Raw genomic sequence first — 26,287 nt, forward strand, 5'->3', positions numbered from 1 at the left:
GCCGCCCGAAGGCGGCCTTTCGATCTTATGCGATGATGACGGGACCTTAGAAGTCCATGCCACCCATGCCGCCACCCGGAGGCATGGCGGGCGGAGCTTCTTTCTTCGGAAGCTCGGCGACCATCGCCTCGGTGGTGACCAGCAGGCCGGCGACCGAAGCCGCGTCCTGCAGAGCAGTGCGGACGACCTTGGTCGGGTCGATGATACCGGTCGACACCAGGTCCTTGTACTGCTCGGTCTGGGCGTCGAAGCCGTAGGCGTCGGCCTTGTTCTCCAGCACCTTGGCGACGACGATCGAGCCCTCGACACCAGCGTTCTCGACAATCTGGCGGATCGGGGTCTCGAGCGCCCGGAGCACGATGTTGATGCCGGCCTGGACGTCCGGATTGTCGGACGACAGCTTGCCGACCGTCTTCTTGGCACGCAGGAGAGCGACACCGCCGCCCGGAACGATGCCTTCCTCGACCGCCGCGCGGGTGGCGTTGAGGGCGTCGTCGACGCGGTCCTTCTTCTCCTTCACCTCGACCTCGGTGGCACCACCAACCCGCAGGACGGCAACGCCGCCGGCGAGCTTGGCAAGACGCTCCTGGAGCTTCTCACGGTCGTAGTCGGAGGTGGTCTCCTCGATCTGGGCCTTGATCTGGTTGATCCGGGCCTCGATCTCCTTCTTCTTGCCGGCGCCGTCGACAACCGTCGAGGTCTCCTTGGAGATGTTGACGCGCTTGGCGCGGCCGAGCATCTGTAGGGTGACGTTCTCGAGCTTGATGCCGAGGTCTTCGGAGATCACCTGACCGCCGGTCAGTACCGCGATGTCTTCGAGCATCGCCTTACGACGATCGCCGAAGCCCGGCGCCTTGACGGCCGCGACCTTGAGGCCACCACGCAGCTTGTTGACGACGAGCGTCGCGAGTGCCTCGCCCTCGACGTCCTCGGCGATGATCAGGAGCGGCTTGCCCGACTGAACGACGGTCTCGAGGACCGGCAGCATCGCCTGGAGGTTGGAGAGCTTCTTCTCGTGGAGGAGGATGTAGGGGTCCTCCAGCTCGGTGACCATCTTGTCGGCGTTGGTGATGAAGTAGGGCGACAAGTAGCCACGGTCGAACTGCATGCCCTCGACGACTTCAAGCTCGGTCTCGAGCGCCTTGGCTTCCTCGACCGTGATGACGCCTTCGTTGCCGACCTTCTGCATGGCATCGGCGATCATCGCGCCGATTTCATTCTCGCCATTGGCCGAGATGGTCCCGACCTGTGCGATCTCCTGGGAGGTCTTGATCTTCTTGGACCGCTTGCCGAGATCGGCGACCGCCTCTGTGACGGCGAGGTCGATGCCGCGCTTGAGGTCCATCGGGTTCATGCCCGCGGCAACCGCCTTGGCACCTTCCTTGACGATGGTGTGGGCGAGAACCGTGGCGGTGGTGGTGCCGTCACCGGCGACGTCGTTGGTCTTCGAAGCGACTTCGCGGACCATCTGGGCGCCCATGTTCTCGAACTTGTCGTCAAGTTCGATTTCCTTGGCGACGGTCACGCCGTCCTTGGTGATGCGGGGGGCGCCGAACGATTTGTCGAGGACGACGTTGCGGCCCTTGGGACCGAGCGTCACCTTGACCGCATCGGCGAGCGTGTCGATGCCTTTCAGCATTTTGTCACGCGCATCCGTGGAGAATTTTACGTCTTTCGCAGCCATGTGCTGTCTTTCCTTTGATGTCTAGGATGTGATGAGGCGAAGGTGGTGATTTCAGGCGGCCTTGCGGGTCGCGGCCTTGCCTTCAAGGACACCCATCACGTCGGATTCCTTCATGATCAGCAGGTCCTCACCGTCGATCTTGACCTCGGTGCCGGACCACTTGCCGAACAGGATGCGGTCGCCAGCTTTGACGTCGAGCGGCGTAAGCTTGCCGGTCTCGTCGCGGCCGCCCGGTCCGACGGCGATGATCTCGCCTTCCTGGGGCTTTTCCTTAGCTGTATCCGGGATGATGATGCCGCCGGCAGTCTTCTCCTCGGATTCGACCCGGCGTACGACCACGCGGTCGTGCAAAGGACGGAATTTCATGGAGTTTTCTCTTCCTCTTCTGGACGTTAGGCCCGTTCCCGGGCTCCTCAAATAGATTGCTAGCACTCTCGTCCGGTGAGTGCTAGGCGCGCGCCGGCGATGTAGTCACGCTGTTTTTACTTGTCAAGCAATCACGGTGTAGTGAGCGGTCAAAAAGCGTCGAGCGGCGGAAATCTGGCTATTCGGTTTCTGAACCCGGTGCCGGCTGCTCGGCAATCGAAAACGGCAGTTCGGTCATCACCGTCTTGTCGGAGTTTTCGTCCCTCAGGGTGAGCTCGATCAGATAAGCGCCGGGCTTGAGCGGCGGTAGCGGTAGGGCGATCGACGCGTGCACTTCGTGGCGCTGGGTTCGTCCCTGCCATTCGAGCCGAACGAAGTCGTCCGACTTCGCCAGGATCAGACCGCCGGGGGTGCGAATTTCGATGTCGGCGGCGACGGCTGATTGATACGCGTCGCCGGTCGCCATGTAGGCAAATCCGAACGGCTCCAAGTAGATGGTCATGGTTTCGCCGGTTTCGAACGGCGCATCCGACCGTGGCGTGTAGTTGGCGTAACCCTCCACCGCATCGGCGAAGACGGCGGTGCTGAGTTGGAGCGGCGATTGCACCCAGAAGGCGTCGGCTGAACGGTCGAAAGCCGAAAGCGCCGGCGCGGCATAACCACGAGACAACAGGGTTTCAGCCCGCGCCGCCTGGTCGACGATCTCGCCAGACACGGCGGGTACCGTGAACACGAGACCGATGGCCAAGCTTATGGTTGACCGGAGTGTTGCCGGACCCATCTCACCCCCTGATTGTCGTGCGCGCTCACCGATCAAGCGATGCGCCGCAGCAAAATCATAGCCAAATCATTGAATTCCGGTTTGTTCCACAAGCGTCAAGCTAAAAAAACAGGCGGACGCTATGCGACGTCCTGCTCAAGCCACGCCTGTCGCTTGCGGTAGATGGTCGAAGGATTGATCTGAAGGGCAGCCGCAGCACGCTGGATGTTGCAGTCGAACGCCGCGAGCGCGGTTTCGATAATCCGCCGTTCCTGCTCGCGAAACGGAAGTATTGGCCCATCGGCTTCGGCCATGGGAACGGCGACGTCTAGCAGGCTGTCGGGCAGCATGTCGGTGGTGACCAAGCCGCCGTCGTGGAGCACGACGACCTGGCGAATGACGTTTTCCAGTTGGCGGACATTGCCGGGCCACGGGCAAGCCTCCAACGTCGCGGCGGCGGCGGGATGAAAATCCCGAAAGCTGCGTCCTTCCTCCTCGGCGAAGCGTCTCAGAAAGCGCTCGGCCAGCGCCAGGATGTCGCCCCGCCGGTCTCGCAAGGGGGGCAGATGGATCGGCAGGACGTGCAGCCGATAGAACAAATCCGCCCGGAACCGTCCGGCATCGACTTCGTCCTGAGGGTTCCGGTTGGTCGCCGAAACGACGCGAACATCGACCTGCTTTTCGTCGGTGCCCCCGACCCGGCGAAACCGACCGGTCTGGACGAAGCGCAGCAACTTGGCCTGAAGCGGCAGATGCATCTCGGCGATTTCGTCGAGGAAGAGCGTGCCACCATCCGCGAGTTCGGCCGCGCCGGCCCGATCGTCGGACGCCCCGGTGAAGGCGCCGCGGACGTGCCCGAAGATCTCGCTCTCGATTAACTCTGCGGGAATGGCGCTGCAGTTGATCGCCACGAACGGCCGATGGCCGAGCCCCGCTTCGGCATGAATCGCGGCCGCGCAGAGCTCCTTGCCCGTTCCACTTTCGCCGGTTATAAACACCGGCGCCCGCGAGCCAGCCATCCGCTGGATCTGCCCGTAGATCGCCTGCATCACGGCGGACTGGCCGACAAAGCCGGCGAAATCCGTCGCATTTGTCTCGACCTTTGTTTCGTTGGGCCCCGGCGTATTGCGACGTTCCGTTTGCCAGGAGGCGACTGCGGTCTCGAGGCCGGCAATCAAGGCCTTAGCGCCGATCGGCTTGGGCAGGAAATCGATAGCACCCGCCTTCACCGCGGCGACCGCGACATTGAGGGACCCCGCGGCACTGGTCGCGATCAGCCGGGGCGCTGCCTGCACGATGTCGGCGATGCGGTGCGGCCCGCCGACGGTTTCGACATCCGCAATCAGGACGGCCTTTGAAAGACTGCGGCCCGCAGCGGCCAGGTCGCTGGGCGTCTCGCATCCGGCGACCCGATACCGGCTCCCGTCCCGACCCGCGATCATGTCGATCAGCACGCGCCGCTGGCTCGGGTCTCGGTCGACCACGAAGACATCGATAGGCTGAGGCAGTCGATTGTGGTCTGGCACCGCGACCCTGCATTGGTTCGGCGCGATCACGCCCGGTCGTGATGATCGGGAAATAGGGTAAACGAACCGTTCAGAAATGCGGTCTGTTCATCGCCTTGCCGGTTGACGCCGCCACCATGACCCGGTAGCCGCCGTCCTCATGACCGCCAATCGCCCTCCGCCGCGAATCCGCGGTCTTTCTGAGATCGTTGACGACTACACCTGCATCCTCTGCGATGCGTGGGGTGTGATCCATAACGGGGTTATGGCTCACGAGCCGGCGCTCGATGCGCTGCGAAAGTGCCGGGCGGCGGGGCGGCATGTCGTGATCGTGACTAATGCACCGCGCCCGAAAGAGCAGGTGCTGGCGCAATTCGCGCGCCATGGCGTCGATGACAGAACGTTCGATGACATCATCACCTCCGGCGGGGTTGCACGAGGCTTTCTTGTCGAACGTCCCGGCCTCAAAGTCGTCCATTTCGGTCCGGATCGGGACCTTCCAACCTACGATGGCCTGGACATCGAAATTGTCGATGCCGCCGACGCCGAGTTGGTTTCCTGCACCGGGCTGCCGGACGATACGACCGAAACGCCCGAGGACTACGCTGATCACTACGCCCGTTGGCTCGATCTCGGTTTGCCGATGGTGTGTGCCAATCCCGACAAGGTGATCAAGCGTGGCGACAGCTTGGTCTGGTGTGCCGGGGGCGTGGCTGACGCCTATCGGGAACTTGGCGGCGAAACGATCCTCCTCGGCAAACCGCATCGGCCGATCTTCGATACGGCTCTCGCGCGGTTTTCGGACCTGGCCGGCACCGGGGTTTCCGGCAATGACGTTCTGGTCGTTGGCGATTCGCTGGAAACCGATCTCCGCGGCGCTACGGACGTCGGCCTCGATGCTCTTTTCGTGACCGCCGGGATTCATGCGGACCGGTTTGGTCCGCACGAGGACCCGGATGCAAGCAAAGTCGCCGGCGCGCTCGACGAGGCCGGGCTCAGCGTTCGGGCGTTCATTCCCCACCTCGCCTGGTAGATCGCACCCGTGGCCGTCTTGACCGGTTCCGCGTGAGCGGTCAGGTTGCGCCGCGTTTCTCGGACCTTGAATGATGCCTGACACCGCCGAAGCCTTGCGACACGGCCTTCCCACCTATCCGCTCGACGGTGTGCCACCGGAGATGAAAGGCGGCGCGGTCGCTATCGGCAACTTTGATGGCGTTCACCGCGGTCATGCCGCCCTCATACGCCGTGCCGTCGAGAGCGCCCATGGCAGCGGATCGCCAGCACTTGTTCTGACCTTCGATCCCCATCCGCGGACGTTCTTTCGCCCGGATGAGCCGGTGTTCGTTCTCACCCCGCCGCCGGCACGCGCCCGGCTGATGACTGCTCTCGGTGTGGATGCAGTCGTGACGGCGCGGTTCGATAAGGCGTTTTCGCAGCTCGACCCCGAAACGTTCGAAGAGAACGTACTTGCCGGAGACCTCGCCGCTCGCTCGGTGATCGTCGGTGAGGGATTTCGCTTTGGCCGTGGGCGCGCGGGAACCGCGGGGCGCCTAGCCGCTGGTGGCGAGCGGCTCGGTTACGGCGTATCGGTGGTTGGACCCGTCACCGACGAGGCTGGCGCCCGCGTGTCCTCTTCGGCCATTCGGACTGCTCTGACTGCCGGCGATATCGAACAGGCGAACCGGCTTCTCGGCTATCGCTGGTTCGTTATCAGCACCGTCGTTCATGGGGAGAAACGTGGGCGCGAGTTGGGTTTCCCGACCGCCAACATGCATCTGGCGACGAACTGCCGGCTCCGTCATGGCATCTACGCGGTCACTCTGGCGCGGAACGACGGCGTCCGGCGCCCCGGCGTCGCCAGCTACGGCCGTAGACCGCAGTTCGACGACGGGCCGCCGCTCCTTGAAGTGTTCGTTTTCGACTATGACCAAGAGTTCTACGGCGAGGACATCATCGTCAGCTTCCACCGCTGGATCCGGCCAGAACGCAAATTTCCCAGCGTTGACGCCCTCATCGACGCGATGCATCAGGATTGCACCGATGCCCGGGCGATCCTGTCGACTGCAGCGCCCGGGAGCGCGTTGGACGAGGCGCTCGCCGGTGTTGGATTGTGATCTGGTTGTCGGCAACACCTGTATCCTGTAGGTGTTTCAGCATGTTCCGCCGGAATTTTGCCGATTTCTTCACCGATTGGTGGGAATCGTTGGGTCGGAGCGACCGAAGGGGGATACCGCCGGGATGATCAGGGTAATGCCGAAAAACGGAGCGGCCGCCGGCGTTTTGGTGATGGCGATCGTTCTCGGCGGTTGCACGACCTATGGGACGGGCGTCACGCCTGGCAAGCAGACGGTCAAGGATATCACCGGTCTAGTGAGCCTCGGCGCCAGCAACAGAAGCGATCCGATCGAATACAGCCCGCGTCCCGGGATCGTGGCGCCGCCCTCGGCCGACACGCTGCCCAAACCCGGCGAAACCGCGACGGCCGCGAACTGGCCGAACGATCCAGACGAAGCTGAGAAACAGCGCCTGGCGAACCGACCGGCCAAGTCGGCGGAGACCCAGGAAGATGTCCTGAGGGATCCCGGCTTCCGGCTGCCGTCGAAGCCCGTAACGGTGCGTAGGAGCAGCAAGGATCCGAACAGCGCCGAAGAGCAGTGGCGGCAGATGCAAGGGGCGAAAGACGAGGCGGAGAAGCTGTTCGCGCGTGCCAAATCCGGACGGGCGGGCGCCGTCGATGCCGAGGGCAATCCGGTCCGCACCCGCCTGGACGAGCCGCCGGCGAACTATCGGGTCCCCGATCCGACGGCGCCGGAGGAGTTCGCGGCCGCCGAGGATGAGAAATGGTGGCAGTTCTTCCGGAAGAAGAAGCCGGCTCAGCCGGCCGAGCCGACGCCGGAGGCCGGCGAAACGGCTGAAGCAGAGGACCCGGAAGCCGCGGCCCCTGCCGACAGCTGATCGCGGTTCATCGCCTTTCGGCAAAGAACCGACGTAACAGCGCGGCCGATTCGCTCTCCGCGATGCCGGAGTAGACCTCCGGCGCATGGTGGCATGTACCGAGCGAGAAAAACCGAGGACCGTGGTCGACACCACCGCTTTTCGGGTCGTCGGCGCCAAAGTAGAGCCGTCGAATGCGCGCGAACGAAATCGCCGCGGCGCACATTGCGCACGGTTCGAGCGTCACATAGAGGTCTGCGCCGGTCAGCCGCTGTGACCCGACGGCGCCGGCAGCGGCGCGGATAACCAACATTTCGGCATGGGCGGTGGGATCGTCGCGCTCAATCGTCCGGTTGCCGTCGCGGGCGATGATCGCGCCGTCGAGGACCACTGCGGCACCGACCGGGACCTCGCCGCGGTCCATCGCCGCGCGGGCTTCCGCAAGCGCAATGTCCATCGGCGTTTCCGGGTCGGTCAAGGCTACCATCTCTCGCCCCGCTGGAATGCCTCTGCTATAGCGCGACAATGGTCTCGGATACCACGACACAGCCACCGCCCGAGGGCGAGCGAATCGCCAAAGTGCTTGCCCGCGCTGGGCTTTGCTCGCGGCGCGACGCGGAGCGATGGATCGCTGATGGCCGGGTCAGCGTCAACGGTTCGGTGCTGACCTCGCCGGCGCGCAATGTCGGGCCGGGGGACCGGATCGCGGTGGACGGGGAGCCGCTGCCGCAACGGGAACGCACGCGTTTGTGGCTCTACAACAAGCCGCGCGGGCTGGTGACCACGGCGCGCGATCCGGAGGGAAGACGGACGGTTTTTCAAGCACTTCCGGACGATCTGCCGCGAGTGATGGCGGTTGGGCGGCTCGATATCAACACTGAGGGGCTGTTGCTGCTCACCAATGATGGCGGTTTGAAGCGGGTTTTGGAGCTGCCGTCGACCGGCTGGCTGCGTCGATATCGGGTCCGGGCGCACGGCGTGGTCGACCCTAACGCATTGGAATCGTTGAGAGAAGGCGTCGCGGTCGATGGTGTGCTCTTTGGCCCGGTTGAAGCAGCGATCGACCGGGTACAGGGCGCCAATACCTGGCTGACGGTTGGGCTGCGCGAGGGCAAGAACCGGGAGGTGAAGCGCATCCTCGAACATCTGGGCCTTGCCACTAACCGATTGATTCGTTTGTCGTTTGGTCCGTTCCAACTCGGCGATCTGGAGACCGGGGCGGTGCGCGAAATCCGCGGCAAGGTGCTCCGCGATCAGCTCGGCACCAAGCTCGCAGCACAGGCCGGGGCCGACTTCGATGCACCCCTGCGACGCCCCGCGACACCCCCTCCGACACTACCGCGACGCCCTCGAAATGCGCATCGTCGGCGGTGAGACACGGGGGCGACGCCTGGTGTCGCCCGCGACGCTTTCGATTCGGCCGACCTCCGATCGTCTCCGCGAGACGTTGTTCGATATCCTCCTCCATCGCTACAGCGATCCGGTCACCGGAGCGCGGGTGCTCGATCTGTTCGCCGGAACCGGGGCGCTCGGTCTTGAAGCGCTGTCGCGGGGGGCGGACTTCGCCCTGTTCGTCGAGGAGGACGCGACCGCTCGCGGGCTGATTCGCCGCAACATCGAAACGGTCGGCGCTACCGGGACCACAAAGGTCTATCGCCGGGATGCGACCCGGCTCGGCGCCTTGAGCGGGCTTGCGCCCTTCTCGCTGGTGTTTGCCGATCCGCCTTACGCCAAGGGGCTGGGCGAGCGGGCGCTTAGCGCCGCGCTCGGCGGCGGATGGCTGACACCGGAGGCGCTGTGCATCCTGGAGGAACGGCGCTCAGCCGAGATCGCCGAGATCGAAGGCCTCGAGGTCTGCGAGACCCGACCGGTCGGCGAGTCGCAGCTCGTGTTTCTTAAGCGATTGTAATCATCCGGCAACTGGCCTTCGCACTCGGCCTCTCCTATATCGAGGGTTCGTCACGCGCGACCGACCACAGGAGAAGACGCTGATGATCCGACGAGCCTGGGCCGCCATTCCCTTTGTTCTGGCCTGGGCGATCGGCCATTCAGCGGCGATAGCGGCGCCGACCTTTGCCGACCAAGTCGAATCGTTTTTCCTCGACAACGGCCTTCAGGTCGTCGTGATTCCCGATCATCGCGCGCCGATCGTCACCCACATGATCTGGTACAAGGTCGGGGCCGCCGACGAACCGCCGGGGAAATCCGGGATCGCTCATTTCCTCGAGCATCTCATGTTCAAGGGCACAGAGAACCATCCGGACGGCGAGTTCTCCGAGATGATCAACTCGGTCGGCGGCCGCGAGAACGCCTTCACCAGCGCCGACGCTACCGTTTACCACCAAACTGTCGCCAAGCAGCATCTCGAGCTGATGATGGCGTTCGAAGCCGATCGTATGGCCAACCTCGTGCTGACGGATGAGGAAGTCGCCACCGAGCGGGGTGTCATCCTCGAGGAGTGGCGAACCCGGACCGACAATGAGCCCTCGTCGCAACTCAGTGAGGCGATCGGTTCGACACTGTTCCAGAACAGCGGCTACGGTATTCCGATCATCGGCTGGGCCCATGAGATGGCGACCCTCGACCGCGAGGATGCGCTGGCATTCTACGATCGCTTCTACACCCCCAGCAACGCCATCGTCATCGTCGCCGGCGATGTGATGCCGGACGAGGTGCGAACCCTTGCAGAGGGGACCTATGGGCAGGTAGCGCAGCGGGCCGAGCCCGAACGGTTCCGGCCCCGCGAGCCCGAGCCGCTCGCGGCACGAACGGTGACGCACGAGGATCCGCGCGTGACCCAGCCGATGGTTCAGCGCGTCTATCTGGCGCCGTCCTATGCCACTGCCGAGCCGGGCGAGGCGGTCGCTCTCGACATCCTCGCCGATATCCTCGGCTCCGGTCCGACCAGCCGCCTCTATGGCGATCTGGTTATCGATGACGGTATCGCGACCGCAGCCAGCGTCTATTATCGGGCCAATGCTTTCGGCGACACGATATTCTGGGTGTTCGGCATTCCGCGCGGCGATGTCGACCTCGATACGCTAATGGCGGAGATCCAAGCCACAATCGCCGACATAGCCGCCAACGGCGTCACCGACGAAGAACTCGAACGGGCCAAACACCGGGTTCGGGCCGCCGCCATTTTCGCCCAGGACAGCCATGCATCGCTCGCCCGCGTGTTCGGCACGGCACTGGTCGCCGGTCAGACGATCGAAGACGTTCAGGCCTGGCCAGCCGAAGTCGAGATGGTGACATCAGACGAGATTGCCGCAGTGGCGCGCAAATACCTCATCCCAGAACGATCGGTCACGGGCTACCTGATCGGCAGCACCGAGGAGGGTCGTTCCTGATGCTTGGACTTCTGTCGATCAAGACCAACCGGTTGGCCCTGCTGGCCGGCCTTGTCGCGACCGCTGTGGTTGGCTCTTCGAGCGCGAATGCCACGTCGATCGAGCGGGTGGTGAGCCCGGGCGGCATCGAAGCCTGGCTCGTCCAGGAAGACGCCGTGCCGCTGATCGCCATGTCGTTCGCTTTTGTCGGAGGGACGGCGCAGGACCCGGCCGACAAGCCCGGCGTCGCCAACATGCTCTCCGGCCTGCTCGACGAAGGCGCCGGGCCGCTCGATAGCGAGGCGTTTCAACTGGCGCTCACCGATAACAGCATCAGCCTGTCGTTCGATGCCGGCCGCGACACGTTCCGCGGGTCGGTGCGCGCCCTGATCGAAGACAAAGACGAGGCGGCCCGGCTGCTCGAGCTGGCACTGACCGAGCCGCGCTTCGATCCGGAGCCGGTTGAACGTATTCGCGCGCAGATCCTGACCAATATCCGCGCCGACGAGAACGATCCGGGTGAACAAGCCGGCACGGCGCTTATGAAGGCGTTGTTCCCCGATCATCCATATGGCCAGCCGAGCGAAGGCACCGCCGACAGCGTCGCCGCGATCACCGTTGAAGACCTGCGGACCTATTTCGGCAAGATCGTCGCGCGCGACAATCTGAAGATCGCCGTCGTCGGCGCCATCAACGCTGAATCGCTGGCCCCTCTACTCGACGAGGTTTTCGGCGACCTGCCGCCCAAGGCGAACCGCGTTGGGCTTGCCGACGTGGATCCGGAGGTCGGCGACAGTATCGATATTCCGATGGCGATCCCCCAGACCCTGATCCAGTTAGCCGGCAACGGGATGCAGCGGGACGATCCGGATTTCGTTGCCGCCTCGGTCGCCAGTTACATTCTCGGCGGCGGCGGCTTCACCTCGCGCCTCTACGAAGAAGTCCGCGAGGAGCGTGGCCTGGCCTACTCCATTTCGCTCGGTCTCGCGCCACTCGACAATAGCGGGCTGGTCTTCGTCAGCACCTCAACGCGCAGTGACCAGGCCGATGCAGTGGTGGCGCTGATCGAGAACGAAATCAGCCGCTTCGCCAAGGAAGGCCCGACCGAGCAGGAACTTGCCGACGCCAAGGCCTATCTGATCGGCTCGTATCCGCTTCGCTTCGATACCTCCCGCTCGATCGCCAGCCAGCTTCTGGCGATTCAGCTCGACAATTTGGGGATCGATTATGTTGATCGCCGCAACGACCTAATCTCGGCGGTGACTATTGACGACGTTCGCCGCGCGGCTGCGCGTCTGTTCGGTGAGGGCGACATGACGATCGTCCGCGTCGGCCAGCCAACTGGGTGACGTCGCCGATGTTGCCGGATCAGCGAGACGGCAACGATCCCACGATCGGCCTCGCCCTCGGCGGGGGCGCTGCGCAGGGCTTCGCCCACGTCAGCGTCCTCGAGGCCCTCGACGAAATGGGGGTAAGGCCGACGGCCATCGTGGCGACCTCGATGGGCGCGGTCATCGGCGCCGCCTACGCCGCGGGCATGAGCGGCGCGGACATCCGGCATTACGTTACCGATTTGCTGAGCGACCGTTCGCGGTTCATCAGTCGCCTGTGGCAGCTTAGGCCGAGGGCAATCAGGGAAATAAGCATCGGCCTCGGACAGTCTGATCTCGAACGCGTTCTCGAGTCATTTCTGCCGGACAATGTCCCCGAAGCGATGTCGGCGCTGCCCATATCCTTCAAGACGGTCGCGACTGACTATTACTCCGGCGACGAAGTGGTGATCGAGCGCGGACCGCTGATCCGGGCGATCGCAGCCTCCGCTGCGGTGCCGTTGCTGTTCCGTCCGGTGGTTGCCGAGGGGCGGGTGCTGGTCGATGGTGGTCTGTCCAATCCGGTCCCGTTCGATCGCTTGTCGGGCGTGGACTTCGTTATCGCCGCCGATGTGATCACAGAACCGACCGGCACACCGTCGCGTGTGCCCGGGGCGATCGAGTCGCTGTTTGGCGCCGCCTCGCTGCTGATGCGAGCGCTGATGATGGAGAAGGCCAAGGGGGACCGGAAGCCGGACGTCCTGATCCGGCTTCCGACCACGACATCGCATATCCTCGACTTCACGAAGGCGATCGCGATCATGGAGGAGAGCGCGACCGCGAAGGACGCGGTCAAGCGGACAATCGAGTCGGCCCTCCGCCGGCAGGACGCCGCGGCGTGACGGTGGAACGGTTCGGGCTGGCTCTGAGCGGTGGGGGCGCCCGCGGCTTCGCCCATATCCCGGTTCTGGAAGCCCTCGACGAGATGGGCGTGCGGCCGTCGATCATCACCGGCACGTCGATCGGCGCGATCATGGGTGCCGGCTACGCCGCCGGGATGAGCGGTGCGGACATCCGCGACTACGCGGTCAGTCTGTTCACCAACCGTACCGAGGTGTTGTCACGGCTATGGCGGCTGAGGCCGAAGCGAGTGAAGGACTGGTTCACCGATGCGGGGCCCGCGATCGGCCAGATCGATGCCCGGCGGACGATGGAAACCTTCCTGCCCGAGGGGCTGCCGCTGTCGTTCGACGATCTTCGCATTCCGCTGAAGGTGGTCGCCACGGACTTCTACGGCTGGGACGCGGCGAGCCTCGAAACCGGCCCGCTCCATCCGGCGCTCGCCGCTTCGGCCGCGCTGCCAATCGTGTTCCGTCCGGTGCGGCTCGCTGGCCGGGTGCTGATCGATGGCGGGATCACCAATCCGCTGCCGTTCGACCTGATCGAAGACGATGTCGATCTGGTGATGGCGGTCGACGTGGTCGGCGGGCCGGTCTCGTCCGGTGACCGACTGCCGGGGTCGATGGAAGCGATGTTCGGTGCGACCCAACTGCTGATGCAGTCGCTGATGGCGGAGAAGATGCGTGGATCGCGCCCGCCGGACATCCTCATTCGCCCGCCGGTCGGGGCGCGGGTGCTTGAGTTTCTGAAAGTCCGCAAGATCGTGGCGCGGGCCGAGCCGGCCAAGGACGAGGTCAAGCGATTGCTCGACCGAGCGCTGTCAGCGTCAGTTGTTGGCGGTTGAACCGCGCCGGGCCGGCAGCAGCCCCGCAATCGCGGCGCGCAACGATCGCCGCGGCCGCTCCTCGCCGAGCCGGCCGATCACCCGGTAACAGACCACCATCGCGGCGATGCCGAACGGGACGCCGCCGATCATGAAGCCAGCAACCACCCCGTCGCCGCCGGCGATCTGGCCGCCGACCCAGATGAACGGCGCCGCGCCAAGGGTCACGCGACCCCAGTTGAAGAGGGTCGATAGCGTCGCGTAGCCAAGATTGTTGAAGGCGGCGTTGGAGACGAACAGGCCGCCAGCAAAGACGAAGGTGATCGCGAGATAGGTGCAGAACGCCTCGACGATGTCGGCGGCTTCGCCGGTCAGCCGGAAACCGCTGACGATCAGCGATTGAGCGACGAGCAGCAGGGCCGAGACCGCCACAACGTAGATGGTGCTGACGGTCAGCGCATCGTTCATGGCGCCTCGGACGCGGTGATAGGCCTCGGCGCCATAGTTCTGGGCGAGCACCGGCCCGACCGCGCCAGCCAATGCGAACAGGCCGCCGAAGGCGACCGGGATCAGCCGCGAGACCACCGTCCAGCCGGCGACCGCCTCATCGCCGAACGGCGCGATGGCGGCGGTGACGTAGCCGTTGCCGACCGGGGTGGCGATGTTGGTGAGGATCGCCGGGCCGCCGATCGCTGCGAGCGGGCGGAAATCGCGGAGCGTATGGGCCAGTGTCGGACGGGCGATGAGCTTGTGATGGACGAGCAGGGCGTGGAGGGCATAGGCGACCATGGCGATGCGGGCGGCGACCGCGGCGATCGCCGCGCCGGGCACGCCCCAACCGAGCGCCAGGATCAGGAGTGGATCGAGGGCGGCGACCACCAGGCCATAGGTCAAAGTGGTGAACATCGACCGGCGGGCGTCGCCGACGGCGCGCAGCAGTCCGGTGAGGCACATACCGAGCGCCAGGATTGGGGTGGTCGGCATCACGATCCACATGAACAGCGCGGCGACCGCATGGGTCTCGCCGCGGGCGCCGATCAGGTGGACCATGCCGTCGACGAAGGGCAGGGTGGCGAGCGTCGCGCCGCCGGTGATCACCAGCATCCAGACGATGGAGGAGCCGGCGAGCTCGCGGGCACCCTGCCGGTCTTCACGGCCGAGGGCCTTGGCCACCAGGGCTGTGGCGGCGATCATCACGCCGATGGCGACGGAGGTGTAGAAGAAGAGGAGCGTGGTGGCGTAGCCGACCGCCGCGGTGAGGCTCGGATCGCCGAGCAGGGAGATGTAGAACAGGTTGATGAAATCGATGGCGAACAGTGCCACCAGGCCGGCCGCGCCGGCACCGGCCATGACCAGCACGTGACGCATGGTCGATCCGGTGACGAAGCGAGCTTTCTCGGGCGCCGGACCGGCGTCGGGTTCTGCCATGGATGGCCCTGGGTTCGCCGGTTGGTCGATCCGGTCGACGATGGTGTCGTTTCATATGGCGCGGACCGACCGTGAGGGCAAATTGACGTGATGTCGCTTGCCCCGAAACCGCGCTGGCCATAGATGGAAGCCCTAGGAGCCCCCATGACCCAGATTCTCGATCAATCCGACCTGACCGACCGCGCTGCACAACTCGTCGAGGCGGCCCGCAAAGCCGGCGCCGATGCCGCCGACACCATATGCGTGCGGGGCGTGTCGCTGTCGGTGGAAATGCGGCTCGGCAAGACCGAGGAGACCCGGCGGGCGGAGGGCGACGATTTCACGCTACGGGCGTTCGTTGGCAAGCGCTCCGCCACGGTGTCTGCCAATGTACTCGCCGATCCGGCGGAACTCGCCGAGCGCGCCGTAGCGATGGCGCGGGTGGCGCCGGACGACCAATTCGCCGGCCTCGCCGACGCCGATCGGCTCGCCACCGACACCGAGAGCGACGCCCTCGACCTGCTCGACGAGACCGTGCCGCCGGCGTCCGAACTGACCGAGGCGGCGCTCGCCGCGGAAGACGCGATGCGGGCGGTCGACGGGGTCACCAATTCCGGCGGCGCCAGTGCCGGCTGGTCGCTCGGCGGCATGGTGCTCGCCACCTCGCACGGCTTCGTCGGTTCGTACCTCGCCTCCCGTTTCAGCCTGTCGGCGTCGGCGATCGCCGGCAGCGGTACGGCGATGGAGCGCGACTACTGGTACGACATGCGCACCCACAAGGCCGATCTCGCAGCGCCCGAGGAAATCGGGCGGATCGCCGGCGAACGGACCGTGCGGCGGCTCAATCCGCATCAGTACGATACCGGCACGGCGACGGTGGTGTTCGATCCGCGGGTTGCGACCGGGCTGATCGGCAATCTCGCCGGCGCGATCAACGGCTCGGCGATCGCCCGGAAGACCAGCTTCCTCCGGGAAAAACTGGGCGAGGCGGTGTTCGATGCCGGCGTGACGATCACCGACGATCCGTTCCGGCGCCGGGGGCTGGCGTCCCGGCCGTTCGACGGCGAGGGGGTGCGCCCCGAGGCGCTCGACCTGATCAAGGACGGAGTGCTGACCACCTGGTTGCTCGATTCGGCAACAGCCCGCGAACTCGGGCTCGCCACCAACGGTCACGCGGGGCGGCACAGCGGCAACCCGTCGCCAGGGTCGACCAACCTGACGCTGCTGCCTGGGCCCAAGACGCCGGAGGCGCTGATGGCGGAGATCGGCGACGGGCTCTACATCACGGAGATGATCGGTCACGGCGCCAATCTGGTGACCGGCGACTACAGTCGGGGCGCCGCCGGTTTTGCGATCCGCGGCGGCAAGCTCGCCGAGCCGGTCAGTGAGATCACCGTGGCGGGGAACCTGACCGACATGTTCCGGCGTCTCGCTCCCGCGTCCGATCTCGAGTACCGCTTCTCCACCAATGCGCCGACCGTCGCCATCGAGGGCATGACGGTGGCCGGGCGCTGACGGTGGCCGACGCGACCCATGATGGGGATGTCGCGCTGCTGAAAGAGGCGGGCGCCGAAGCCGCGCGCATCGCGCTTTCCTTTTTCCGCAAGGACCCGGAAGTCTGGACCAAGGACGGCGGCTCGCCGGTGAGCGAGGCGGACCTTGCCGTCGACAAGTTCCTGAAGACCACGCTGTGCGGGGCTCGTCCGGACTACGGCTGGCTGTCGGAGGAGTCCGCCGATAACCCCGATCGCCTCGAGCGATCGCACGCATTCGTGGTCGACCCCATCGATGGCACCAAGGCGTTCGTCAGGGGCAGCGAGGATTGGACGGTTTCGCTGGCGGTGGTGAACGAGGGCCGGCCCGTGGCTGCGACGCTCATCGCCCCCGCCGTCGAGAAAACATGGTGGGCGACAGCGGAGGGTGGCACTTACGAGAATGGCGGCAGGCTAGCGGCCGCCCATCCGAAGACCCTGGCCAACGCCCGCTGGGTCACACCGCGGCGGTTCATCCCTCGGATCGAGGGGGTGACCGGGCCGATTCGGCGGAAGTACGTGAACTCGCTGGCGTATCGCCTTGCATTCGTTGCCGAAGGTGAAGTCGACGCAGCCATCGTCAGCGCCGATTCGCGGGACTGGGACCTTGCGGCTGCGGACCTTTTGGTGCAGGAAGCCGGGGCGCGGCTGACCGACCTTTCGGGCGACCTACTGCGCTACAATCAACGGGACACCTGTCGTCCTATGCTCGTGGCCTCGGTTCCTGAGGTTTTCGGGCAAATCGTCGACATTGTCGGGGACGCCCGGTGAGCGAGGACGGAAGGAGCCGGGTGGCAGCGATGGCCGATACACATACCGACGGCAACAATCCCACACCACAACTCCTCCATCTCGTTTTCGGCGGCGAACTCGCGGACATCGAAGGGATTCGCTTCACCGACCTGGCGGCGCTCGACGTGGTCGGCATCTTTCCGAACTACGCCACCGCTTACGATGCCTGGAGGGCGAAGGCCCAGGCGACGGTAGACAATGCGCGGATGCGTTACTTCATCGTTCATCTCCATCGCCTGCTCGATCCGGAGACCGACTCGGCTCCAGCGACCGGGTCCTGAGATCAGGCAGCTAGGCTTCCGACATCCGGGTGGTGAATGGTCGACTCGCTTAACCGAACCGAAACCGAAGCGCGGACAAAACCGGCCGAACCGCCGGCTCCGGTCGCCGCGAGAAATCAGCCAGCGGCGAAGCGAAACCGCCGCAAGCCGCGCCTGTCGACCCGGGTGCTGCGAAGCCCTTCCGTCCAACGATCCATCGCCGGGCTCGTCGCCGGATATCTGCGCCTCGTCAATCGCACGAGCCCGATCAGCTTCGATCCGCCCGACGCCTACGCTCGCTATGTTCCCCGAGCACCAGTGATCTTCACCATGTGGCACGGTCAGCACTTCATGCTGCCGTTCGCCCGCATCTTCGATTTCGACGCGCGGGTGCTGATCTCGCGACATCACGACGGCGAGATCAATGCTCTGGTCGCGCAGAAACTGGGCATCAGGACGATCCGCGGTTCCACAGCGCGCAATCCATCGCGGATGCTGGAGAAGGGCGGCATGGCCGGGTTCATGGAGATGCGGGCGGCCCTCGAGGAGGGCGCCTGTGTAACGATGACCGCCGACATCTCCAATCTCGCCGCGCGTCGGGCCGGCAAGGGTGTCGTCGCGCTCGCCAAGGCGAGCGGCCGGCCGATCCTGCCGCTCGCCTACGCCTCAAGCCGTCGGATCGACGTGACCAGCTGGGACCGGGCGACCATCAACCTGCCGTTCAGCCGCGCTGTCTGCGCGATCGGAACGCCGATCGATGTGGCGACCGACGCTGACACTGAGACGCTGGAGTCGGCACGGCGGGCGGTCGAAGCGTCGCTCAACGAGGCGACCGAACGCGCCTATCGGATGGTCGATGGCGGCAATGCCTGAAGCGCCGAAACCCCTTGCCCTGACGCTCTACCGTGCCCTCGGCAGCATCATGGGTTGGCCCTTCACACCGCTGATGCTGGCGTACCGGGTGTCGCGCGGTAAGGAGGTGCGCGCACGCCTGGGCGAACGGTACGGCCGGGCCTCGGCCCCTCGTCCAGAGGGGTCCGTCGTCTGGATCCATGCGGCGAGCGTTGGCGAAACCAATGCGGTCATGCCGCTGATCAGGCGGCTGACCGCCACCGGCCGCTCCGTCGTCTTCACAACGATCACCGTGACTGCCGCCAAGGTCGCGAGCGAGAAGCTGCCGCCGGGCGCCGTTCACCAGTTCTCGCCGATCGACATCCGCCGCTACGTTCGCGCCTTTCTCGACCACTGGCGTCCGGACATGGCGATGTTCGTCGAGTCGGAACTGTGGCCGGAAGCGATCGTCACGCTTGAAGAGAAGGGGATCCCGCTCACCGTCATCAACGGCCGACTATCGCAACGCTCCTTCGAAGGCTGGAAGCGTCACGAAAAGGTCGCCGCCGCGATATTCTCCCGGATCAGCGTCTGTCTGGCCCAATCGGAGAAGGATGCCGAGCGGTATGCGTCTCTCGGCGTTCCCAACGTCTCGGTCTCGGGAAACCTGAAGTTCGATTCGCCGCTCCTCGGTGTCATTCCAGATGCGATGGAAGACCTCGCGGCGCAGATCGCCGACCGGCCGGCTTGGCTGGCGGCTAGTACCCACCACGGCGAGGAGGAAAGCATCGCGCGCGCGCACGCGACGATGGCGAAAGCGCTGCCGCGACTTCTTACGATTATTGTGCCGCGCCATCCGCACCGCGGCGTGGAAGTCGCTGAGATGCTGGCCAGCCGCGGACTGCGCGTTGCGCGTCGGGACGCCGGCGAACGGATCGGTTCGGAGACCGACATTTATGTCGCCGACACGCTCGGCGAACTCGGGCTGTTCTACCGGCTTGCACCGGTCGCCTTCGTCGGTGGATCGCTGATCGCGCATGGTGGTCAGAACCCGATCGAGCCGGTGGGCCTGGGGACGGCGGTGCTGCATGGACCTCACGTCCAGAACTTCCATCAGGTTTACGAAGCCCTCGACGCGGCGCTGCCGATGGGGCAGGTGGCCGACGCCGATGCGCTCGCCAGGCAGGCGCAGGCATTGCTCGGCGATCCCGACCTGCGCAAACAATACGTCTCCACGGCGCAGGCGGCGCTTGAACCTTTCGGTGGCGCACTGGACCGGACGGTGGATGCGCTCCATCCCCTGCTGGCCAACAGGCGGGCGGTCGACGCCGAGCGGCTCGAACCGGTTCGGTGAAGACGGCGCCTGCCTTCTGGTGGCGGGACCGGCCAACCCTCGCCGCACGGGCTCTCTGGCCGCTTTCAAAGATGTGGGCGCGTAGTGCGGCGCGGCGGATGGCGCGGTCCGCCAAGTTCCGCCCGCCGGTTCCGGTCATTTGCGTCGGCAACTTCGTCGTCGGCGGTGCCGGTAAGACGCCGACCGCGATCGCGCTGGCGCACCGGGCGCGGAACCTCGGTTTCAGGCCGGGCTTTCTGGCGCCGGGCTATGGCGGCTCGGCACGTGGTCCGCTGCTGGTTACCGCGGAGCATCGTTCGGCGGATGTCGGCGACGAACCGCTGCTGTTGGCGGCCGTGGCGCCGACGGCGGTCGGGCGCGACCGTGCCGCCTCGGCTCGGCTTATGCTCGACCACGGCATCAACCTCATCATCATGGATGACGGGTTCCAAAATCCGTCGCTTGCGAAGGACATCACCCTGGTCTGTGTCGATGCGGGCGCCGGCAGCGGCAACGGCCTGGTCCTGCCCGCCGGCCCGTTGCGCGCGCCCCTCGACGTGCAGCTCCAGCGCTCGGACGCGCTTCTGGTAATCGGTGATGGCGATCGCGCTGAACCGCTGGTGCGGACCGCTGCCCGGCAGGGCCGCTCGGTACTGCGGGCGATGCTCAGACCACGGCGCGCCAGCAAATGGCGCAATACCTCGGTGCTGGCTTTCGCGGGGATCGGCCGGCCGGCGAAATTCTTCGAAAGCCTCGACGCCGCCGGTGTGTCCGTGATCAAGACCGCCGCCTTCCCGGATCACCACCGCTACACCGCGGCGGACGCCTCTCGGCTGATCGCCGATGCGGACCGGCAGGGGTTGCGGCTGGTGACCACGGAGAAGGACCGCGTCCGGCTCGCGGGTGAGGACGGGCCGCTCGCCGACCTTCGCCAGCGGGCGGAAGCGTTTCCCGTCGCGCTCGACTTCGACAACCCGGTGGCCATCGACGAAATGATCGCGGAGGCTGGCCGCAAGGCGGCGACCGCGACCGGCTGAACCGGCTCAGTCCTCGCCGGTTTCCAGTTTACGGGCGAGGGACGAGGGGGCGTCGACATACGCTTCCTGGCGCTCGACGCTCCAGTATTTGAGCTCGTCGAGGGGGATGTCGAGACCGGTCACCGCACAGCGCACGAAGGTGCCCGGCGTCATCACCTGGAAATCGCCGTCGAGATAGCGAAGCCGCGCTTCGCCGCCACGGCCGTGGCGTTCGATCCTGTTCATGGGAGTTACCCTAGTGGCTCGACCGGTTGGACGGCAAGCCGGAACCGGGTCTCATTGGTTCTGCAGGAGGTCGAGGACCTGATCGGTCAACGTCTCCTTCTCATCGCCGTCCTTCTTGTCCTTCTTTTTGGACTTTTTCTTGTTGTCGTCTTTCTTTTTTCCGCCGTCCTGATCGGCCTTCTTCTTGTCCGCTTTCTTCTCGTCTTTCTTGTTGTCGCCGCCACCGAAAAGGTCGCCGCCGACGTTGCGGATCTGGTCGAGGGCGCCTTCGGGATCTTCCAGGACGCCCTGAACCTGATTTTGGATGATGCCCTGGACCTCCGGATAGATCTTGGGATCGCCGAGCGGGCCCTCGATCCGAACCGGAACGCCGTAATCCTTGAGCTGGCCCTTCCGATTGGCCACCTGCGGGTTGACGCTATAGGCGATACTCTGGGCCGGCAGGTCGATGGTGCCCGCGCCGTTCAACGCGAACTCCGGTCCGGCCATCACCAGGTCGTCGTTGGTCATCACCCCGTTGGCGATGATGAAGGTCGCGTTGATCTCGCTGAAGTCGGTGCGGTCGTTGCCGGGCCGCCAGCCAAGCAAGGTGTTGACGGAGAGGTTCTGGAGCATCGCCGGGATGTTGATGCCGAGGATCGCGCCGTTGCGAATCTCCATCGCGCCATCGCCGGCCAAGCCGGTGAGCAGCGCCGACTGGCTGGCCCCGGCGGTCTGGAGCGCGAAGGTGAAGTCGCCACGGCCCTCGACACGGCGAAAGCCGATCGCGTCGGTCAGGAACGGTCCGGCGGCGACGTCCTGGAGCTGGAACGATGCCGCGACGGTCGGCGTGCCGCCGGCGCCGTCGATCCGCACCGCGCCCGTGCCGGCGCCTTCGTAGAGCGCCATCTCGGTGAGGCTCGCCTCAAGGGCGCCGCCGGCGAGCTGCACGGTGAGCGCCGACGGGCCGATGGTCACGGTGTCGGCGATGATCGATTCGGCGCGGAGGTTAAGGCTGGCGTCGACGGCGCCGAGTCCGCCGAAATCGATCGCCGCGTCGCCACTGCCGGCGTCGGTGGTGGCGCCGGAGGCCTCGAGATAGGGCGTGACGTCAAGGACGCTCATCGCCAGCCCGGCCTTCACCTCAGGCTTGTCGGCGAAGACGATCTCGCCGGTGCCGATGCCGCGCGAGGCGTCCAGCGAAAACGCGGTCTTGTCGAAGGTGAAGCGATCGGGCGCCAGCGCCACCGTGCCGTCGATGGAGAAGGCGGCGAGGCCGCCGCCGGGCGCGATCGGCTGGCCAATCCAGGCGAGCAGGTCCCGCAGCGAGGGGGTGGCGATCGCCACCTTACCGGTGCCGAAGCCGTCAGCGCTGGCGACGCCGGCGAAACCGAAATTGACGCGATTGGAGGAGGCGTTGAGCGAGACCTCCGACTCGGCCCCTTCGACCAGCGCCCTGGCGTTGGCGCGCGCGGCGATGGTGAACCGCTCGTCGCGCCAGGTCAGGGCACCGTCGAGGCTGACCGGGGAGCCCAGCGACTCGAACCGGGCGGTGACGTCGATGTCGTCGATCCGGTCGGCGGCCGCATCGCCGCCGACATAATCGGCGATCTCGAGGCCAGTGGCGGTGCCGTCGGTGAGCGAGGCGGACCCGCTCGCCTCGAGGTTGGCTATCAGCGCGTCCGGCATAGCGCCGGCGGTGCGGAAGGCGACGTCGAGGCCGGCCGTGCCGGTGACCGGTGCTTGTGTCCCGGCCAATGCGGCCAGCGCCCCGACATCGAGGCCGTCGAGCCTTAGTGTGCCGGAGATCGCCGGCACGGCGTCGCGAGCGTCGACGGTAATCGTGCCGTTCCCGGGCGCGCCGGAGACGGTGACGGATCGGATCGTGGTGGTGAGGACGCCGCCGGCCACGCTCACATCGGCGCCAAGATCGGTCAGCGTAGCGTCACCGAGAACGATTTCGGCGGCGGTGATGTCAGCGTTCAGGTCGAACAGGCCGAGGGCGGAAAGATCGAGCGGTTCGTCTTCCGCTTCGGTTTCCTCGGCGGGGGCGAGCGCGGCGGTGTCGAGGCGGCCGAGCGCCAGCTTAAGGCCGATCCCCGGCCGGGCCCGGTCGTAGGCCATGCGCATGCCGCCGGCGACTGCGGTGCCGCCGATCTCGCCCTCCAGGGCCTCGACCAGGACATTGGCATCGTCGATCGCCACCGATCCGGAGAGTTCGAAGTCGGCGAAGGCCGGTGCCTCGGGCAGGGCCGCACCGAAACCGGCGAGGAAGCCAGCGAGCGAGTCGCCGCTCGCCTCAAGACCGCCGGTGAACAGGGCCGTGTCGGTCAGCGCGGTGCCGGCCAGCTTGGCGCTGCCACTCGCCGACCCCAAGGTCAGTTCGACCGGTATGTTGGTGAGCAGCGTGGTGACCGGCCGCTCGCCGACGCTGAGCGCAATCTGGTGAGTCTGGCCGCCCCAGGTGAACTGACCCTCGGCGCTGCCGGCGCCCACCATCTCCGGCATGGAGACTTCAAGGGTGAGCGCCTCGACGGTTTCGGTCGTGCCGCTGGCGACGTCCTGGTAGATGAGGGTGCCGTCAACGATGTTGACCCGGCGGATGGTGAGACGCTCCAAAGCGGTGAGCGCGTCCGCTACTGGTGCCTCGGCGCCACCTGGGGTCGATTCGATCAGCGCCTCGATACTTTGCGGATCGCCGGCGACCGGCGCCGGGTCCCAGTTGGTGGCGCCGGTTTCATCGACGGCGACGACGATCCGGGGCCGCTCGATGGTGACCGCATCGATCTCGACCTCACCGGAGATGAGCGGGATCAGGCTCAAGCCGAACGCCACGGAATCGACCGTGAAGGCCTCCGAGCCGCCATCAGCAGCGCCGAAGCCGATCCCCTCCGCCGACAGGCTGGCGGTGGGCAGGACACTCACCGACACCGGGCCGTCGATCCTGACCGGTTGGCCGGTGGCAGCTTCGATGCGGGCAATGAGTTCGTTCTTCACCGCGTCGGACGAGATGAACAGCGGCAAGGCGAGCAGTCCGCCGACAACGATGACGACAAGAGCGAGGAGTCCGATCAGCAGTTTTCTCAACGGGACCTTCCTTCGACGGTCACGGGACGCCGGTCACCGGCGCCCGAACAGGCGCTCGATGTCGGTGCGCTTGAGTTCCACATAGGTCGGCCGCCCGTGATTGCATTCGCTGGCGTTGGGCGTTGCCTCGATTTCGCGGAGCAGCGCGTCCATCTCTTCCGGCTTCAGCCGCCGCCCGGCCCGCACCGAGCCGTGGCAGGCCATGGTCGAGGCCACCTGATCGAGCCGGGTTCGCAGGCCGTCGGTGGTATCCCACTCGGCGAGCTGTTCGGCGAGATCGCGGGTCAGCGCCGCGGCGTCGATAGCGCCGAGCATTGCCGGGGTCTCGCGGACGGCGACGGCGCCAGGGCCGAACTGTTCCAGCACCAGGCCCAGGGTTTCCAGGTCGGCGGCGCGCGCCATCAGGCGACCGACATCGTCGGCCGGCAGGTCGACCACTTCGGGGATGAGCAGGATCTGCCGGGCGATGCCGTCTTCGTCCATCGCCCGTTTCAGCCGCTCGTAGACCAGGCGTTCGTGGGCGGCGTGTTGGTCGACGATGACGAGGCCGTCGTCGGTCTCGGCGACCACATAGGTCTCGTGCAGTTGAGCCCGGGCGGCACCGAGCGGATGGGCGGCGGCGTCGGGGACCGGATCAGCGGCGCGGACATCGGCCGAGGGGGGCGGCGTGTAGGCCGCCTGAGCCGGTTCGGTGAAACCCATCGCCGGCGCGGCCCTCCCACTTGCCGGAAGCGGTGCCTGCCATGCAGTCGCCGCCGGGTTCGATCTGGGGCGGGACATGCCCGGCCGGAAAGCGGCGATGGTGGCGCTCGCGGCGGTCGACGACGAGCGCGGTCCGCTACCGGCGAGCGCCTCGCGGATGGCGCCGACGATCAGCCCGCGGATCAGGCCGGGATCGCGAAAGCGGACATCGGCCTTGGTCGGATGCACGTTGACGTCGACTTCGGCCGGGTCGACTGTCACGAACAGCACCGCCGCCGGATAGCGGCCACTCTTCATCTGGTCGGCATAAGCGCCGCGCACGGCACCGAGCAGCACCTTGTCGCGCACCGGCCGGCCGTTGACGAAGAGATGCTGGGCGAGGCTGTTGGCACGGCTGAAGGTGGGCAGGCCCGTATAGCCAGTGAGCCGGGCGCCCTCGCGGACCGCGTCGATGGCGAGCGCATTGTCGATGAAATCGCGGCCCATCACCTGGCCGAGGCGGGTGCGGAGCGCGTCGTCGCCGGTCGCGGCAGGATAGTCGAGGGCGCTGCGGTCGCCGCCGAAGAGCGCAAAGCGGATTTCGGGATGGGCGAGCGCCAGCCGCCTGACCACGTCGGTGATCGCCGCTGCCTCGGCCCGCTCCGACTTCAGGAACTTGAGACGCGCGGGGGTGGCGAAGAACAGGTCACGGACTTCGACCCGGGTGCCGGCCGACAGCGCCGCCGGGCGGACCGGGCCGACCCGGCCGCCCTCAACCGTGACCGCGAAGGCCTCGTCGGCGTCGCGGTGGCGGGAGGTGACGGTGAGGCGGGCGGCCGAACCGATCGAGGCCAGCGCCTCGCCGCGGAAGCCGAAGGAGCGGATGGCGTCGAGGCCGTCGTCGAGCTTGGAGGTGCAGTGGCGCTCCACCGCCAGCGGCAGGTCATCCGCGGCGATCCCGGCGCCGTCGTCGCTGACCCGGATCAGCGCCGCCCCGCCGCCGGCCGTAACCACCTCGATCCGGGTGGCGCCAGCATCGACGGCGTTTTCGGTGAGTTCCTTGACGACACTCGCCGGCCGCTCGACCACCTCGCCGGCGGCGATGCGGTTGACCATGGTGTCGGCAAGACGGCGAATCGGCATCGAGAATCAGGCCCTTTGACGGCGGAGTCTGGTCGAATCATTGGGGCGAGGGAAGGGCGGGCGGATGATTCTGATGTGTATCCGCGTGCAGCTTTCCAAGCTGTTGTCCTCTGGCTTAACCAGAGGACCCGGTGTCGCCCGCACGCGGTTTGGCAATGAGGTGTGGACGCGCGACGATGGCTTGCATCCGATCATCGGGTTCGATGGGTCCTCCGGTCGAGCCGGAGGACGACGGAGGAGTGGGTGGGACAGCCGGAGCAAACCGGGAGAGGGGGCGCAAAAGCGGGAATCCCAAAGTCGCGGGCCCAGCTCAGACTGGATCCCCGCCTGCGCGGGGATGAGCGGTGGGACGTAGCGGCCATGTCGCGA

Annotated in this window: 23 protein-coding genes and 1 pseudogene; 15 read left to right on the forward strand and 9 right to left on the reverse strand. The window is 66.2% G+C overall.

Going from position 1 to position 26,287, the window contains the following annotated elements:
• Positions 1-46: 46 nt before the first annotated feature.
• The 4 genes from groL to ACO076_RS10455 form a co-directional block, all read right to left on the reverse strand.
• Positions 47-1,684, reverse strand: coding sequence for a chaperonin GroEL (groL, locus tag ACO076_RS10440; protein WP_421722771.1), 1,638 nt, complete (start codon positions 1,682-1,684; stop codon positions 47-49).
• Between the two features lie 51 nt (positions 1,685-1,735).
• The gene (gene groES / locus ACO076_RS10445; protein WP_421722772.1) at positions 1,736-2,050 is read right to left on the reverse strand and encodes a co-chaperone GroES; all 315 of its coding nucleotides are present in this window, start codon (positions 2,048-2,050) and stop codon (positions 1,736-1,738) included.
• Positions 2,051-2,228: 178 nt separating this feature from the next.
• Positions 2,229-2,798 (reverse strand): hypothetical protein, encoded by a 570-nt coding sequence (locus tag ACO076_RS10450; protein WP_421722773.1) that lies wholly within the window; start codon positions 2,796-2,798, stop codon positions 2,229-2,231.
• Between the two features lie 152 nt (positions 2,799-2,950).
• Positions 2,951-4,294: a sigma-54 interaction domain-containing protein gene (locus ACO076_RS10455; RefSeq protein WP_421722774.1), complete on the reverse strand. Its 1,344-nt coding sequence runs from the start codon at positions 4,292-4,294 to the stop codon at positions 2,951-2,953.
• 181 nt (positions 4,295-4,475) lie between these two features.
• Here ACO076_RS10455 and ACO076_RS10460 point away from each other — a divergent pair, with 181 nt between their 5' ends.
• The 3 genes from ACO076_RS10460 (at position 4,476) to ACO076_RS10470 (ending at position 7,270) form a co-directional block, all read left to right on the forward strand.
• Complete coding sequence (locus ACO076_RS10460) at positions 4,476-5,348, forward strand: TIGR01459 family HAD-type hydrolase (RefSeq protein WP_421722775.1); 873 nt, start codon at positions 4,476-4,478, stop codon at positions 5,346-5,348.
• A 73-nt stretch (positions 5,349-5,421) separates the two neighbouring features.
• Positions 5,422-6,429, forward strand: coding sequence for a bifunctional riboflavin kinase/FAD synthetase (locus ACO076_RS10465; RefSeq protein WP_421722776.1), 1,008 nt, complete (start codon positions 5,422-5,424; stop codon positions 6,427-6,429).
• 136 nt (positions 6,430-6,565) lie between these two features.
• Complete coding sequence (locus tag ACO076_RS10470) at positions 6,566-7,270, forward strand: hypothetical protein (RefSeq protein ID WP_421722777.1); 705 nt, start codon at positions 6,566-6,568, stop codon at positions 7,268-7,270.
• Between the two features lie 7 nt (positions 7,271-7,277).
• On the opposite strand, the gene ACO076_RS10475 is transcribed toward ACO076_RS10470, so the two are convergent.
• Positions 7,278-7,736, reverse strand: coding sequence for a nucleoside deaminase (locus ACO076_RS10475; RefSeq protein WP_421722778.1), 459 nt, complete (start codon positions 7,734-7,736; stop codon positions 7,278-7,280).
• A 38-nt stretch (positions 7,737-7,774) separates the two neighbouring features.
• On the opposite strand from ACO076_RS10475, the pseudogene ACO076_RS10480 reads away from it, so the two are divergent.
• The 6 genes and pseudogenes from ACO076_RS10480 to ACO076_RS10505 all read left to right on the forward strand — a co-directional run.
• A pseudogene (locus tag ACO076_RS10480) lies at positions 7,775-8,575 on the forward strand (pseudouridine synthase); the annotation flags it as partial.
• A gap of 28 nt (positions 8,576-8,603) precedes the next feature.
• Positions 8,604-9,158, forward strand: coding sequence for a 16S rRNA (guanine(966)-N(2))-methyltransferase RsmD (gene rsmD / locus ACO076_RS10485; protein WP_421722779.1), 555 nt, complete (start codon positions 8,604-8,606; stop codon positions 9,156-9,158).
• 82 nt (positions 9,159-9,240) lie between these two features.
• Entirely contained in the window at positions 9,241-10,599 is a 1,359-nt protein-coding gene (locus ACO076_RS10490; protein ID WP_421722780.1) for a M16 family metallopeptidase, read from the forward strand.
• Entirely contained in the window at positions 10,599-11,927 is a 1,329-nt protein-coding gene (locus ACO076_RS10495; RefSeq protein ID WP_421722781.1) for a M16 family metallopeptidase, read from the forward strand. The genes ACO076_RS10490 and ACO076_RS10495 overlap by 1 nt, the downstream gene beginning before the upstream one ends.
• A gap of 8 nt (positions 11,928-11,935) precedes the next feature.
• Positions 11,936-12,790, forward strand: a complete 855-nt coding sequence (locus ACO076_RS10500; RefSeq protein ID WP_421722782.1) for a patatin-like phospholipase family protein — start codon at positions 11,936-11,938, stop codon at positions 12,788-12,790.
• A complete protein-coding gene (locus ACO076_RS10505) occupies positions 12,787-13,632 on the forward strand; it encodes a patatin-like phospholipase family protein (protein WP_421722783.1) in 846 nt (281 codons plus the stop codon). Before ACO076_RS10500 ends, ACO076_RS10505 begins: the two co-directional genes overlap by 4 nt.
• Here ACO076_RS10505 and ACO076_RS10510 read toward each other — a convergent pair.
• Complete coding sequence (locus ACO076_RS10510) at positions 13,615-15,039, reverse strand: MATE family efflux transporter (protein WP_421722784.1); 1,425 nt, start codon at positions 15,037-15,039, stop codon at positions 13,615-13,617. The two genes, ACO076_RS10505 and ACO076_RS10510, sit on opposite strands and share 18 nt — an antisense overlap.
• 144 nt (positions 15,040-15,183) lie before the next feature.
• On the opposite strand from ACO076_RS10510, the gene ACO076_RS10515 reads away from it, so the two are divergent.
• The 6 genes from ACO076_RS10515 to lpxK all read left to right on the forward strand — a co-directional run bounded on the left by ACO076_RS10515 (position 15,184) and on the right by lpxK (position 20,803).
• Entirely contained in the window at positions 15,184-16,533 is a 1,350-nt protein-coding gene (locus tag ACO076_RS10515) for a TldD/PmbA family protein (RefSeq protein ID WP_421722785.1), read from the forward strand.
• A 2-nt stretch (positions 16,534-16,535) separates the two neighbouring features.
• Positions 16,536-17,321 (forward strand): 3'(2'),5'-bisphosphate nucleotidase CysQ, encoded by a 786-nt coding sequence (locus ACO076_RS10520; protein ID WP_421722786.1) that lies wholly within the window; start codon positions 16,536-16,538, stop codon positions 17,319-17,321.
• Positions 17,322-17,350: 29 nt separating this feature from the next.
• Positions 17,351-17,623 (forward strand): DUF4170 domain-containing protein, encoded by a 273-nt coding sequence (locus ACO076_RS10525; protein WP_421722787.1) that lies wholly within the window; start codon positions 17,351-17,353, stop codon positions 17,621-17,623.
• A gap of 36 nt (positions 17,624-17,659) precedes the next feature.
• Positions 17,660-18,475: a lysophospholipid acyltransferase family protein gene (locus tag ACO076_RS10530; protein WP_421722788.1), complete on the forward strand. Its 816-nt coding sequence runs from the start codon at positions 17,660-17,662 to the stop codon at positions 18,473-18,475.
• A complete protein-coding gene (locus ACO076_RS10535) occupies positions 18,468-19,787 on the forward strand; it encodes a 3-deoxy-D-manno-octulosonic acid transferase (RefSeq protein ID WP_421722789.1) in 1,320 nt (439 codons plus the stop codon). Before ACO076_RS10530 ends, ACO076_RS10535 begins: the two co-directional genes overlap by 8 nt.
• Positions 19,788-19,885: 98 nt before the next feature.
• A complete protein-coding gene (gene lpxK / locus ACO076_RS10540) occupies positions 19,886-20,803 on the forward strand; it encodes a tetraacyldisaccharide 4'-kinase (protein ID WP_421722790.1) in 918 nt (305 codons plus the stop codon).
• Positions 20,804-20,809: 6 nt separating this feature from the next.
• Here lpxK and ACO076_RS10545 read toward each other — a convergent pair whose 3' ends face one another.
• Genes ACO076_RS10545 through mutL form a run of 3 tightly spaced genes read right to left on the reverse strand, consistent with a single transcriptional unit; the run spans position 20,810 to position 25,918 of the window.
• Positions 20,810-21,028, reverse strand: a complete 219-nt coding sequence (locus tag ACO076_RS10545; RefSeq protein WP_421722791.1) for a DUF2093 domain-containing protein — start codon at positions 21,026-21,028, stop codon at positions 20,810-20,812.
• Positions 21,029-21,079: 51 nt separating this feature from the next.
• The gene (locus ACO076_RS10550) at positions 21,080-24,094 is read right to left on the reverse strand and encodes an AsmA family protein (RefSeq protein WP_421722792.1); all 3,015 of its coding nucleotides are present in this window, start codon (positions 24,092-24,094) and stop codon (positions 21,080-21,082) included.
• Positions 24,095-24,127: 33 nt separating this feature from the next.
• Entirely contained in the window at positions 24,128-25,918 is a 1,791-nt protein-coding gene (gene mutL / locus ACO076_RS10555; RefSeq protein WP_421722793.1) for a DNA mismatch repair endonuclease MutL, read from the reverse strand.
• Positions 25,919-26,287 lie beyond the last annotated feature (369 nt).

It is taken from the genome of Bauldia sp., assembly GCF_965232525.1.
Lineage (GTDB): Bacteria > Pseudomonadota > Alphaproteobacteria > Rhizobiales > Kaistiaceae > Bauldia.